Source organism: Pseudomonas sp. BF-R-30, assembly GCF_019956175.1.
GTDB lineage: Bacteria > Pseudomonadota > Gammaproteobacteria > Pseudomonadales > Pseudomonadaceae > Aquipseudomonas > Aquipseudomonas jessenii.
Genome location: NZ_JAHBDE010000075.1, coordinates 144508 through 157609 on the forward strand (window position 1 = coordinate 144508; position 13102 = coordinate 157609).

At 55.0% G+C, this 13102-nt stretch carries 13 protein-coding genes and 1 pseudogene; 3 read left to right on the top strand and 11 right to left on the bottom strand.

Annotated elements, in window-relative coordinates; genetic code table 11:
* The first annotated feature begins 266 nt into the window (after positions 1-266).
* Positions 267-896 carry a LysE family translocator gene (locus tag KGB20_RS27515; RefSeq protein ID WP_154910719.1) on the top strand — a complete coding sequence of 210 codons (630 nt, stop codon included), beginning with the start codon at positions 267-269 and terminating at the stop codon, positions 894-896.
* 91 nt (positions 897-987) lie between these two features.
* On the opposite strand, the gene KGB20_RS27520 is transcribed toward KGB20_RS27515, so the two are convergent.
* From KGB20_RS27520 to KGB20_RS27535, 4 genes are read right to left on the bottom strand one after another with little or no spacing between them, the layout of a single operon-like run.
* Entirely contained in the window at positions 988-1752 is a 765-nt protein-coding gene (locus KGB20_RS27520) for an ABC transporter ATP-binding protein (protein WP_102671510.1), read from the bottom strand.
* 16 nt (positions 1753-1768) lie between these two features.
* Positions 1769-2479, bottom strand: coding sequence for an ABC transporter permease (locus KGB20_RS27525; protein WP_057712433.1), 711 nt, complete (start codon positions 2477-2479; stop codon positions 1769-1771).
* Complete coding sequence (locus tag KGB20_RS27530; protein ID WP_057712432.1) at positions 2476-3204, bottom strand: ABC transporter permease; 729 nt, start codon at positions 3202-3204, stop codon at positions 2476-2478. The genes KGB20_RS27525 and KGB20_RS27530 overlap by 4 nt, the downstream gene beginning before the upstream one ends.
* A gap of 55 nt (positions 3205-3259) precedes the next feature.
* Complete coding sequence (locus KGB20_RS27535) at positions 3260-4042, bottom strand: transporter substrate-binding domain-containing protein (RefSeq protein WP_154861232.1); 783 nt, start codon at positions 4040-4042, stop codon at positions 3260-3262.
* Positions 4043-4517: 475 nt separating this feature from the next.
* Between KGB20_RS27535 and KGB20_RS27540 the strand changes: the two are divergent.
* Positions 4518-4748, top strand: a pseudogene (locus KGB20_RS27540) (transposase); the annotation flags it as partial.
* A 762-nt stretch (positions 4749-5510) separates the two neighbouring features.
* On the opposite strand, the gene KGB20_RS27545 reads toward KGB20_RS27540, so the two are convergent.
* The 5 genes from KGB20_RS27545 to KGB20_RS27565 form a co-directional block, all read right to left on the bottom strand.
* The gene (locus tag KGB20_RS27545; protein ID WP_108216159.1) at positions 5511-6830 is read right to left on the bottom strand and encodes an outer membrane protein transport protein; all 1320 of its coding nucleotides are present in this window, start codon (positions 6828-6830) and stop codon (positions 5511-5513) included.
* 231 nt (positions 6831-7061) lie between these two features.
* Complete coding sequence (locus KGB20_RS27550) at positions 7062-7271, bottom strand: hypothetical protein (protein ID WP_158273936.1); 210 nt, start codon at positions 7269-7271, stop codon at positions 7062-7064.
* Between the two features lie 263 nt (positions 7272-7534).
* A complete protein-coding gene (locus KGB20_RS27555; RefSeq protein ID WP_108216483.1) occupies positions 7535-8308 on the bottom strand; it encodes an SDR family oxidoreductase in 774 nt (257 codons plus the stop codon).
* 100 nt (positions 8309-8408) lie between these two features.
* Positions 8409-9245 (bottom strand): short-chain dehydrogenase/reductase, encoded by an 837-nt coding sequence (locus KGB20_RS27560; protein ID WP_230138893.1) that lies wholly within the window; start codon positions 9243-9245, stop codon positions 8409-8411.
* A 43-nt stretch (positions 9246-9288) separates the two neighbouring features.
* The gene (locus KGB20_RS27565; RefSeq protein WP_108216161.1) at positions 9289-10200 is read right to left on the bottom strand and encodes an alpha/beta hydrolase; all 912 of its coding nucleotides are present in this window, start codon (positions 10198-10200) and stop codon (positions 9289-9291) included.
* Here KGB20_RS27565 and KGB20_RS27570 point away from each other — a divergent pair.
* Complete coding sequence (locus KGB20_RS27570; protein ID WP_108216162.1) at positions 10199-10921, top strand: TetR/AcrR family transcriptional regulator; 723 nt, start codon at positions 10199-10201, stop codon at positions 10919-10921. The two genes, KGB20_RS27565 and KGB20_RS27570, sit on opposite strands and share 2 nt — an antisense overlap.
* A 502-nt stretch (positions 10922-11423) precedes the next feature.
* Here the strand turns inward: KGB20_RS27570 and KGB20_RS27575 are convergent.
* Both KGB20_RS27575 and KGB20_RS27580 read right to left on the bottom strand, forming a co-directional pair.
* Positions 11424-11699: a hypothetical protein gene (locus KGB20_RS27575; protein WP_108216163.1), complete on the bottom strand. Its 276-nt coding sequence runs from the start codon at positions 11697-11699 to the stop codon at positions 11424-11426.
* Positions 11696-12676, bottom strand: coding sequence for an integrase domain-containing protein (locus KGB20_RS27580; protein ID WP_108216164.1), 981 nt, complete (start codon positions 12674-12676; stop codon positions 11696-11698). Before KGB20_RS27580 ends, KGB20_RS27575 begins: the two co-directional genes overlap by 4 nt.
* Positions 12677-13102 lie beyond the last annotated feature (426 nt).

Below are 13102 nucleotides of genomic sequence, written 5' to 3' on the forward strand. Positions count from 1 at the left end.
CTCAATGAAGTAGCAAGGCAGCTAAATAGCCGCCCTCGAAAAACACTAAACTACGAAACACCCGCTGAACGATTTAGCCAATCTGTTGCGTCGACCAGTTGAATCCACAGCCAGAAGCGGCCAACCGCATCTGCTTTACCATGCCGTCGACCAGATTATTTTTCCTGTCCGAACCAGACTGTTGCGGCCAAATCCATCCGCACTGTATCTGCTCCTGCCTATTTACTACTGGTTAGCATTACTCCTCACTCACGGACTTATGCTCTATGCCGGATACCACTAACCTTTACCTGTTCATTGTTGCCGCCTTGCTGTTGTTGATCGTTCCTGGCCCTAACATGGCTATCGTCAGCAGCCATGCGGTTGCTCATGGATGGCGTGCCGGCCTCGCTGCAGCACTGGGAATAACCCTGGCCGATGTGCTGATGACCGTCATGGTTAGCGCAGGCCTCGGTGTGTTGGTGATGAGTTGGGCGCCGGCGTTTGACTTGCTGCGCTGGGCCGGGGCTTGTTATCTGATGTTGCTGGCGTGGCAGGCATTGAAGACTTCTACTTCGGATATTGAATCTCAAGCCACACAGGCCTCGCTGAAGAAGATCTTTGTCCGAGCCACGCTCAACAGTTTGTTAAACCCCAAGGCGCTGTTGTTCTTCATGGTATTCCTACCGCAGTTCGTCACCGTAGGCACCAGTAGTGTCACCTCGCAATTAATGTTCTTGGGTTTGTTGCTTGCGCTGATCGCATTGATCTTCCATTCCCTGCTCGGATTTTGCGCCGGACAGCTGCATGTGCGCTTTCGCGAAGGCATGATATCTAAACGCCTTGGTGCCTATAGCTTCGCTGCGGTGATGACAGCTCTGGCGGCACGGTTGCTTCTACTTGATCGACCATTTTAAAGGAGCGAGACATATCGGCTCGGCACAATTTTTCCTTGCTGATACGCGCTATCGAACACCGTGACCGAAACGATATGTCTGCTTATGGGACTTACTTCAGGTTGCCGCTTAGAAACTGCTTCAGGCGCTCGCTTTTGGGGTTGCCTAATACGTCCTCGGGCGCACCCTGTTCTTCGACCCGTCCCTGGTGCAGGAACAGCACCTGGTTCGACACTTTGCGCGCAAAGCTCATTTCGTGGGTCACCATGATCATGGTGCGGCCTTCTTCGGCCAGGCCCTGGATCACCTTGAGCACTTCGCCCACCAGTTCCGGGTCCAGGGCCGAAGTCGGCTCGTCGAACAGCATGATCTCCGGTTCCATGCTCAGGGCACGGGCAATGGCGACCCGTTGCTGCTGACCGCCCGAGAGAAACGCCGGGTATTGATCGGCAACCCGTGCCGGTAAACCGACCTTGTCCAGGTAGCGCCGGGCGCGATCCTCCGCGTCCTTCTTGCTGACGCCCAGCACTCGGCGCGGGGCCATGGTGATGTTGTCGAGCACGGTCATGTGGCTCCACAGGTTGAAGTGCTGGAACACCATCGCCAGGCGAGTGCGGATGCGTTGCAGTTCATTGGCGTCGGCCACGCGCATGCCGTGGTGGTCATGGACCATTTTAATCGGCTGGTTGTCCAGGCTCATGGCGCCGTCGTTGGGCGTTTCCAGGAAGTTGATGCAACGCAGAAAGGTGCTCTTGCCCGAACCACTGGCGCCAATCAGGCTGATCACATCGCCGGTCCTGGCGTTTAGTGAAACGCCCTTGAGGACTTCATGGTTGCCGTAACTTTTGTGCAGGTTTTCAACGGTCAGTTTGTACATGAACAAGCATCCTGAATTAGTGAGCCGGGCCGAGGAAGGACAACCAACGGCGTTCAGCCAGGCGGAACAGGCCGACCAGGGAGAAAGTGACTGCCAGGTAGATCAACGCGGCGATGCCGAACGACTGGAAGGTCAGGAAGGTCGCCGAGTTGGCGTCCCGCGCGACTTTCAGAATGTCCGGGATGGTCGCGGTGAAGGCCACGGTGGTCGAGTGCAGCATCAGAATCACTTCGTTGCTGTAATAAGGCAGCGAGCGACGCAGGGCGGACGGCATGATCACGTAGGTGTACAGCTTCCAGCCGGTCAGGCCGTAGGCCTTGGCTGCTTCGACTTCACCATGGGCCATGCTGCGAATCGCCCCGGCGAAGATCTCCGTGGTGTAGGCGCAGGTGTTCAGGGCGAACGCCAGGATGGTGCAGTTCATCGCATCGCGAAAGAACGCATCCAGCACTGGCTGAGCTCGTACCGCGGCCAGGCTGTATATCCCCGTGTAGCAAATCAGCAACTGGATATACAGCGGTGTGCCACGGAACAGGTAGGTGTAGAACTGCACCGGCCAGCGCACCCAGACATTGGTCGAGACCCGGGCTATAGACAGCGGGATCGACATCACGAAGCCGAAGAAGATCGAGGCACTGAGCAGCCAGAGGGTCATGGCCAGCCCGGTGATGTGAGTGCCGTCCTGGAACAGGAACGGTTTCCAGTATTCCTGCAGTAGCTCGATCATCGCACGGCCTCCCGGGTGCCTGCGGCGTAGAAGATTTCCATCCGGCGCAAGACGTAGTTCGAAACGGTGGTGATCACCAAATAGATCAAGGCGGCCAGTATCAGGAAGAAGAACAGCTGATAGGAGCTCTTGCCAGCGTCCTGGGCCACCTTGACCAGATCGGCCAGGCCAATGATCGACACCAGCGCGGTGGCCTTGAGGATCACCATCCAGTTATTACCGATGCCCGGCAGGGCAAAACGCATCATTTGCGGGAACACCACCAGGCGAAAGCGCTGGGCGCGGGTCAGGCCGTAGGCGGTAGCCGCTTCCATCTGCCCTCGGGGTACGGCAAGGATGGCGCCACGGAAGGTTTCGGTGAAATACGCCCCGTAGATGAAGCCCAGGGTAATGACCCCGGCGCTAAAGGGGTTGATTTCGATATAGTCCCAGCCCAGTGCTTCGGTCAGGCTGGTCAGCCAGGTTTGCAGGCTGTAGAAGATCAACAGCATCAGCACCAGGTCCGGCACCCCGCGGATCAGTGTGGTGTAGGCCTGCGCAGGGACGCGCAGCAGTGCCGATTTCGAAAGCTTGGCGCTGGCGCCGATCAGGCCCAGGCCAACGCTCACCAGCAAGCACAGAAAGGATAATTTGACAGTCATCCAGGAACCTTGCAGCAACAGCGGGCCAAAGCCCTTGAGGCTGAAGCCTGACAGCCCCAGGATCATCAACAGGTTTTCGAACATTGGGCAGCCCTACGTCAATCCAGAAAGCGCCCATCCGGAAATGGGCGCAGGGTCATTATTGGCCGCTGTAGAGATTCAGATCGCCAAAGTGCTTCTGCTGGACGGCCGCATAGGTGCCATTGTCGTGCAGTGCCTTGATGCCTTTGTTCAGCAAGGCCTGGAGCTCGGCGTTGCCTTTGGTGAGGCCCACGGCGGTTTTGGCTGGCAGCAGGGGGCTTTCGACCGGTTCGCTGATTTGGAAGTCGGCGCCTGGTGGCGACTTCAGGAAGCCCAGTTCGGCTTGCAGCATGTCCTGGATCGAGGCATCGAGGCGGCCGGAGATCAGGTCGGCGTACACCTGGTCCTGGTTGGCGTAGGCCTGCGTCTCTACCCCAGCCTTGTCCAGCACGGCCTTGGCGTAGGCTTCCTGGATGGTGCCTTGCTCGTAGCCGACTTTCTTGCCCTTGAGGGAAGCCGGATCGGTGCCGACGGCCGCGCCTTTCTTGAATACCAGCGCGGTCGGGCCAGAGAACAGCTCGCTCGAGAAATCGATGACTTTCTCACGTGCCGGCGTGACGGTCATGGAAGAGATCACACCATCGAACTTGTTGGCCTTGAGGCCGGGAATCATGCCGTCGAAGTCGCTTTCAACCCACTTGCACTTGACCTTCAGCTCAGCGCAGATCGCGTTGCCCAGGTCGATATCGAAGCCCACCAGGCTGCCATCGGCGGCCTTGGATTCGAACGGCGCATAAGAGGGGTCAACGCCGAAGCGCAACTCCTTGTACTCCTTGGCCAGCGCGGAACCGGCAGCTACACACAAAGCCAACGCAGAAAGGGTCAGAAATTTTCTTTTCATTGTTTTTATTCCTAAGGACCAACATGAGCGCTTGTGACACATGAGTACTGTTATGGAACTCGTATGACACTATGGAAGAAGTAACACTCGACAGGTCGCGCTCCTGGTGAACAAGAAGGCAGAGCCCGCAGGGGAAAGTAGTCTAGAAGCAAGCGAGTGCGACGATAAGACGAAAAGTGCGTTGATTTAACGAATTAATGGTCATTATGACGAGCAATACTGACTATGTGATGATTTGGCATGCTGCCGCTGACCGAAAACTGCCCCAGGTGTTCAACTGTTCCCGTTCAACTTTTGAGCAGGGGCACACAGGGTGATTAGCATGAGGTAGCTTCCATTTTCGCGGACGCGAAAATCGCATCCTGGTACTGCCCAAGCCCTGACACTACGGAGCGACGTGCGGCTGATAACTCCGTCGACTCGCCCACCCATTTGCATTCCACCTGACCAGTTGGATGTGTCAGGTGCTTGAGGAGATGCGATGCAGGTACGGCTGGAAAATGATCCAACGATGATGAGGCGTCGCCGACAGACCGTTGAACATCCTTTTGGAACGCTCAAATACTGGATGGGAAGTACCCACTTCCTGACCAAAACCCTACCAAGGGTAAGTACTGAGATGAGCCTTCATGTACTCGCCTACAACCTCAAACGAATGATGAGCATCTTCGGCATCTCAGGACTGCTTGAAGCGATCAGGGCGTGAATCCAGCCGCTTGATCGTCCGTGATTGGTTGTTTGGGCTGCTGACGCGGCCAAAACAGCAACTACGAACGCCTATGTAGCTGACTAGGGTAATTCGCGCTTCCGTCTGCCAGTTTCGCAGGCAACGTCCGTAGCCCACAGTTTTCGATGTACTCAGTGCGTTTTCACACAGCCTGGGCCGGTTGCTGCCAATCGCGGTGGACTGCAATTTCCCATAGCGCCTCAATAAAGAGCTGCGCTGTGCAACTCCCCAATATTTTTGAGGCGGCTCAAGAACTTAGGAAGTGGCGGGCACGAAACGGGGAACGAACGGGGAAAATTGAAGGAGTCTGGAGCCAGAAACGAAAAAGGCCCACCGTAAGGTGAGCCTAAGTCGTTATTCTATATGGTGCCGGCACCAGACGAACGGTAGCTTGCTGCGAGGCCAGGTTTTCTGCGGATCTGGAATTCGCTGGAAAATTCGGCGTACCCCAACTAGTAACTATAAATAAATCAGCTAGTTATGGCGTTCGGTGGAATCGAACTCGGGATTTTTTAGAGGTCAGCACGTTGTCAGTCTGCAAGTAATTCAGAGCCACATACGGAATGGTAAGCCTCCTGAACTCGAACGTTGTCGATTATCCCCTCCGTAGAGAATAGGCAGGAATCCGCCAAAAACTGCCGTGGTGACAGACAGCAGACGGCCAATTGCTGCCTGTCAACAACGATCCCTGTGACGAACCACCTTACAGGTTCAGGAATGGGCGTTGCGTCATCAGGGCGGTTAGTACCGATAAGTGGCCTGAACCGAAACCCCATTCGCACTGTTGTCGTAGTTGGCACTGTATTCCGGTTGAAGACCTGAGTTGTTCGATTGCTTTACCGAGACTTTGGAATCCCAGAGATAACCGTAAGCAAAGTCGATCGTCAGATCGGGATTCGGCGAATAAGCACCGCCCAAGGTCACGGCTTGGCGATTCCCGACCGGAACGCGCACGCTGCGATCGGCGTTCCTGATGGGCGACGGGTCATAGGCGTAGCCTGCGCGCAGTAGCCATTGCTGGTTCAATTGATAAGAGGCACCCAGAGCACCAGACCAGGTGTCACGCCAGTTCATTTCTTCGGTCACACTTCCCAGGCCAGCTGCCTGGCCCAGGGGGGAAAGACCGCTGTTGAGGGCCTCAACCTTCTGGATCCGACTCCAGCGTTTCCAGGTAGCTCCCAGGTAACCCGTCCAGCGACTGTTGAAATGATGGGTGATGGACGTATCCACGGATTCGGGCATCGTGAGATCTATCTTGTTGTCATACTTTCCATCCAGCGAAATAAAGCTCGGGGAGCCGGAAACCTCAGTATGCCCTTCAAGTTCATAGTCCACCTTCGAGTGATAGTTGATCCCCCAGCTGGTGGCCTCGGTAAAGTCAATCAAGATGCCGACGTTGTAGCCAAGTGCGGTGTCATCGCCTTTGATGGTGACCAGCGTGTCTTCGCCGTTGTTCAGGGCGCCGGTGGCCAGGTAGTTCTGAAGCTTTGCATTGAAGCGGTTTATGGTCGGTCCGCCACCAATGGACACGTAATCATTGATCCGCCAGGCAATGGTGGGCTGCAGGGTGATCTCCTTGGTCGTGCTATAGGAACCATGGTAACGGCCTTGAAAACTGCTCTCGTAATCATTGATCAGACCACTCGGAGCATACAGGCCCAGACCCATCGAAAAACGATCGTCAAGCGGCGTCGACATGTAGGCAAAGGGCACAACCCCCAAAGGGACCGAGTCCCCTTTGTTCGTTCCCGGGGCACTGCTCTGCGCGTCACTGATGTCATCGCTCACCGAGACGACCGCGGCTCCGCCGGAAATCTCGGTACGTTTCAATTTGGTCAAACCTGCAGGATTTCCAAAGATAGTGCTGGCGTCCAGCGCAGAAGACGATCTCCCCGCATAAGCAGTACCCGCACTGCTTGCACTTTGTTCATTTAAGGCAATGCCATTGGCTAGGACGCTTGTGGAAGCGCTGAGTATTGCCACGACACCTGCGAATTTAGTCCAGGCAGACACTTCTCCCACGACTGAGAGATACATGATTGCACGGTTGCTCAGTTTCATTTCCCACCTCGTATTGTTTTTATTGATTGGTGCGCAGGCAAAGCTTCACCTTCCGGTGCACTTGGCAGTGCCGGTTGGCGTTCATCGATGTTGTGAAAAGGTCCCTGTAGAAGGCACCTTGTAGCCCGATTCGCCGGCGTGCTCTGCTGCAGATGCTGCCTTGCGAGGTAATGACAAATAGCGCGGTGAGCGCGCGGAGCTACGCCGGCAACTAGCTCCGATCACGGGCGATCAGAACGCGCCTGAAGTTCCGTTATGCGCCAAAGCCGTGAGAAATCCCTCTAGCCACTCATGGCGCTGCCGGTAGGCTTCATCCGTGACATGGCCATAAGGGCAGTCGAAGAGTGTTCGGCCGGAAAGTCCCGACTCGAATCCGACATCAAAAGGCTTTTTCTCTGCCTTAGTGCTGAGCTCCTCAAGTTCATGAAGGGTGATGATCATGATCATTCCTCGTGTAGCCCAGAAGGGCGTAATTGGTCGGGCAGAAGATAAGAAGGGGCTTGAATCCGCTCCAAGGTTTCTATTACCGATCGGCAACACTTTACTTATTGCAGGCAAGGGCGCCTCACCGGAGAACTGTTCGTTGATCCAGTTCTCCTACTACTATTATTGCCAGAGTTAGATTGTTCGGTGGCTAGAAGCTATATATGATGACCCCTTCTCCGTAACGGATACCAAGTTGATGGAGACTAGAAGGTATTTAACTAATAGCCCGACAGATTCTTAATAATGGCTCTGCGCGTGCGCTGTGGCAGAAATTTAGTCACGGCACGCATCAGTCGAGGACGCCAGGTATCAACTTCCCAATGAACGCCCCTTCGGTTCTGCACGGCTTTCCATACTGTTGCAGTAACATCGCTGGCTTTTAGATGAATACCTACCGAGTCGACGATATTTCCATGTGCCGCATCCATCATTGGCGTAGCCACAAAATTTGGCATCACGTCACATACATAAATCCCGTATCGATCCCACTCGATGTTTAAGGCCTCAGTAAATCCTTTTACCCAAAACTTGCTGGCTGAATATGATGCCTCGCTTGGTACGCCATATTCAGAACTGAGGGAACACATGTTAATCATCGCCGGCTCCGCGCTTTCCTTAAGGTACGGGAGCGCATGGAAGGCACCAATCTGTATCCCCTTAGCATTGACATCGGTGACCGAGAGGTGTTTCTCAAGAGTCACTTTCTCAAAATCATCGATGAAGGCTATGCCTGCGTTGTTGAACAGCACATCAATGGCACCGCCGCTCTCGGACGCAAACTCACTTAACACGGCGGCAAACTCATCAGATTGAGTAACATCTAGACGACGATAGAAATGACTTCCACCAAGTTTCTTTTTCAGCATGACAAGGTCTGTCTCACTGATGTCTGTCGCTGCGACTCGGTATCCCTGCTTAGCAAAAAACAAGGCCGTTTCGGCACCAATTCCTTTGCCCGCGCCTGTGATGAATATAGTAGGTTTATTGTTCATCTTAATGTCCATGTGTAAGCCGCTTAAGCGGAGCAAACTTGCTGACTGCCCTCTGAGCTTGGCACTGAGAGTAATAAATCAGTTTATCTGCACAGGGCAGTTATTTTTCCATCTTGCGAATCAGCGCATGAATTCTTTTATCACGGTCCAAAGTCAAATCCGTGAGCAGATTAAAGATCCCTCGAAGAATAGAAATGGGGATCCACCGGCGCGGACAGTTAATTCGGGCAGAACGAGTCTGAACCCCCTTGACGACTGCCTCCGCGATTCTCGCTGGCTGAATAGGCGCTCTCAACACACTTGGGTACGCCAGCTTCACAAGCTCAGTGGCTTCTGCATTCCCCCCAAAAGCGCTCTTGGCGATCGCTGTCGATACCCAACCTGGGTAAAGAACACCTGCAGTAGCACCTGTCCCTGCAAGTTCAGCCCGAAGAGAGCGGCCGAACATCTCTACACCAGCTTTGGACATGGCGTAGGGCGCATTCACCACCCCATTGACGAACGCATATACGGATGACGTGACTAGGACATGACCATTGCGGGCGCAAATCTGGGGCAGACACGCACGCACCGTCCGCCAAACACCCAATAGGTCGACCTCAACGACTCGTTCGAATGTCGCCTCGTCCATATTTCTGATGGTCGTGGGCGGATCACAGGCGATACCCGCATTAGCGAACACGACGTCGATTCCACCAAAGGTCTCTACAGCCCTCGCAACCGCTCGATCCAAATCTTCGCGGGAGGTGACGCTCGCGAATATCGCTAGAGTTCGTGGGCCAAGCTCCGTTGCAAGCTCTTGGATAGCGTTTTCTGTTACGTCCAGCAGTACAACCTTCGCGCCGACGGCATGCATTGCTCGAGCGGTTGCGGCACCAATGCCTCCGCCCGCGCCAGTAATTAATACGACCTTATCCTGCAAATGAAACATGTTCATATCTCGATATTGTTATTGTTGGGCAGACAGCGATGGCGCTAAGTCATGCAGCGTGGAAGCGTGCGGCTCCGCGTGAGACGCGACGCTTTAGAAAGGAAATTTGCTTCTGGATGACATGCTCGAAGGCCTCCCCGACATAGATGTCGAAATGTCCTTCCTTGCACATATGAATTTCAGCGTCAGGAGCCCTTTTGGCATGGCGCAATGTGGGGCCTGTAGGTGCGACGCTATCTGTTTCGCAGATGCAAAATAAAATTGGGCAAAGAAGCTTCGGGGTCTTTTTCCCCGGCCTATAGAGCCCGATAGCCAGCGCAAATCGAGCCGCTACGTAATTCTTGAAAGGGTATTTAGCGGGTACCAATCCAAGATACCCAGACTCCGCATCCGGTGCGGTCATAAGCGCCGCAGACCACTTTGGCCCAGCTAATTTGGCGGTTACAGGCCCGGCACCAATTAGAGAGCAAGCCACGTCGGCGACACCCCATGCGGTCAATTTGAGCGAAGTGAACAGGTCGACCTTTAGTAATGACGCCAACCCATCAGTAAAAGGGCACTGGGCCATCACAGCTGCGATCTTTGCATCAGCCGCTGCGGTGTAGATCACGTGCCCGCCGCTAAACGAAGTGCCCCATAGGACTACCTTTGCGGCATCCAAATCGTCATGGGTTCGAGCATAGGCAACGGCTGATCGCCAATCCTCCTGCTGACGCTTGATGTCCAGCAGTTGCCTAGGTTCGCCTTGGCTTGCACCAAAGTTGCGGTAGTCGAACACCAGGCATGCGTATCCGGCCTCACAGAAGCGCTCGGCAAACGCTTCTAGGCGCATTTCTCGTACGCCACCCAGGCCGTGAGCCATCACGATGACGGGATGTGGCTTAGGTTGTTCTGGCAGGTACAGCCAAGCGGCGCACCTTGCGTCGCCGGATGGAAAAGAGACATCGAGACGTTGGAACATGGCGGGTACCTTTGTTATTTTTTTGATGCTATTCCACTTTTGGATGAACATACAACAACCAATCGTCGTGTATACTCGCGCCATGACAAATTCCACGCCCTCTACTCCCGCTCCCACTCGCACCCAGCGCAAGGCTGAAGCCACGCGGCTAGCGATAATCCAGAATGCCGAAGCCTTGCTTTTGGAGGGCGGAGCGGCCGCTTTTACTCTCGAGGCCGTAGCTGAACGGGCAGATATTGCGGTGCAGACCATCTACAACAGGATTGGCGGGCGATCAGCTTTGCTTATGGCTGTTGCTGAACGGGCCTTTGAGGAAAACAAGGTTTACATGGACGCAGCTTATGCGGCTGCCGGGACGCCCATGGAGCGACTTTGGATCGTTGCACAGGGTTATTTTCGCTTCGCTTGTGAGCGGCCAAATGAGTTCCGCCTGCTCGCAGATCCCCCCAATGAGCCTGAAGCGGTCGCGCGAATGAGCGATTTGATAAGGCACCAGAACAGCAAGATGGAAGCAGCCTTACGCGATGGCATAGCTGACGGCACCATTGACCCCACGATAGACCCATGCCTGGCTGCCACCTCGTTATGGGCAGCTGCAAATGGCATCCTGAGCTTGTCTTGGCGGGCGGATGCAACTCCTATAAGTCAAAACGGAATGGAGCAGTTGTGGGCGCAATGGGTGAGTATTGTCGTCAAGGGCATCTCCATACGCCGTACATGATTCTTTGCAGTCCGTCATGAAAGAAGTGACTACCCCCGCTCCGGTAGACATCCCCGGCCATGCTGGATCGCCTCTGCTTTTGTAGTCACTCGATGACCGCTTTTGGCCGATTCTGTTGAAAAGTCGGTTCGCCCAAACAGTCTGGTCATTCACTGGTTAAATCGCCTTTTTTGCACGCTGCTACGTAAAGTCTGCGTCCGGAAGCCTCTGCCGAAAGCAAAGATTTAAATCTCGGACGCATACTTTTCTGCTGCGCAAACCATGGCCGACTTTTTCAACAGAATCGACCGGAAGCAGTCGTTCCTGGACGTCCGCTTCTGGCCCAGGCTGTGTAAATAAGCAGGCACCGTTTTAAAGTCTGCGTCGCTACGTAAAATCTGGCAGTCCTTGGTTAATCAGCAGACCTGAAATTTGCGTAGGAACGCGATTTCCGTTCTGGTTCTGAACCTCAATCCTGCGCTAAAACGTTTTTACACAGCCTCGGCCGTCTTCTGACATTCGTTTAGCGGTTGAACTGAAAGGGTTTTCCTAAGCGATGAGTGAGTAATTGCATGGTCAGCAAATAGTAATACCGCGTCGATTCAGCGTGCTGGTTTAGGTGGTGATTCAAAAACCACGCCAGGTGTTTTCTTTGCCAAGTCCATGGATTGTCGCGTTGCCAGCGCTCAGCGATTGCTGTTTGGATAGCCTTCGCCTGACGTAGGTGGCGTTGGCGGGTGGTATGCGACCCGGTCAGGACGCCTGACAGGAACAGCTCCATATCGAATGGCTTGCTCATGCTCGACCACCAATGTAAGCCGACACCACGTCGATACGGCCATGCCCCAGCTCATAGCTGATTTGTACTCGGGCATCCTGATCTAGGCGTCGGTCGAGTTGATAGCAATGGCCTCCGTTGATGGGGGCGGGATGGCGGGTGATTTGCTCATAGCGTTCGCACGCATAAGCCGCGCGCAGTTCGTGGAAGCCTTTGAAGTTGTGCGTATGGAGGATATCTCGGGCGGGGCGGACGATCCCCTGCAAGAAATCGAGGTAGCTTTCGTTCGGTGCCAGCAGGTTGCGGCCACCATCGGGCGAAACCTGTTCGGCAAACCTCAGAGCTTCTCGAATATGGTCATCTACCGTAATCCAGCGAGGTGCTGACGCACCGGATCGGCCGCCTTTGGTGCCGTCCTGGATGTTGATCTTGTCGTAGTGTTCGGCTTCACGCTTGAGTCGCGGTAGGTCGGCCAGAATCGCTTCGCGCAGACGCATGCCAGTGGCTCGCGTTAACTTAGCGATGGCCGCGGTGCGCGGCTGCTGATGTTTGCAAAGTACCTCTACGATCCGCTTCACGTGTTCGCGGTCTTGGCCTTGTGGCACCGAGCAACGAACGCTGGTGCGCCGCATTCCCAGCGCCTTGCTCGGACTCGGCACTTTCACATACTGATCACCGCGAAGCGCGGCCATGGTCCGGTTGACGCTGGACAACCGGTTTAGCGCGGTGGCGATGGCGAGCTCACCTTGGTCAACTTGCTGACGCAGATGTCCGGCGTAGTCCAGCAAGGTCTGCCAATTAATTTGCCGCGCATCGTTAAACCCCGGCCCTTCCTCCGACCGACACCAGCGTACAAACGCTTGCCACCGATCACTGTGCGCCTTGACCGTGCCGTAATGCCCGCCGCCAAACAGGTCTTTCAGTGCCTGCGGTCCTGCAAAGCTCAGTTGCCGGCCATAGCCAAAATTGCGCCCATCTCGTCTAGCTACTAATCCCATGACCATATTCCTCTCGAAGCCAAACCTTCGAAACCTTCCCCACGTCATCCCGCCAAGAATGCTGAGTGTTATCAGGGATCAAGGCCCCTGCGACCTGTGAGGGTTGTCCACTAACGCGGGACTGGCGGCTCTTTACGACCGGGAGCTTAGGCATCTCATAATCTGGCCTCCTGAGCACTTCCGCAGAAGTGGGCGGGTGGAGGCTGCACTGGCTGACGAGACCAGCGCCGCGAGATCCTGAGTCGGGTGAAGGCAGTGAGGCGACGACCGGGGCATACCTGACTGTCAGTCAGGTGCAGTCCATTCCGTGGGCTGCGGCACCATCATCGGCATCGCTGTTGCTGGTAACTTCGGTGTTTGTCACGCCGATTGTCACGAGGGGGAATGCCGCAAAGCCTTGTACGAGTTGGGCTGCAGCAGTGGTAG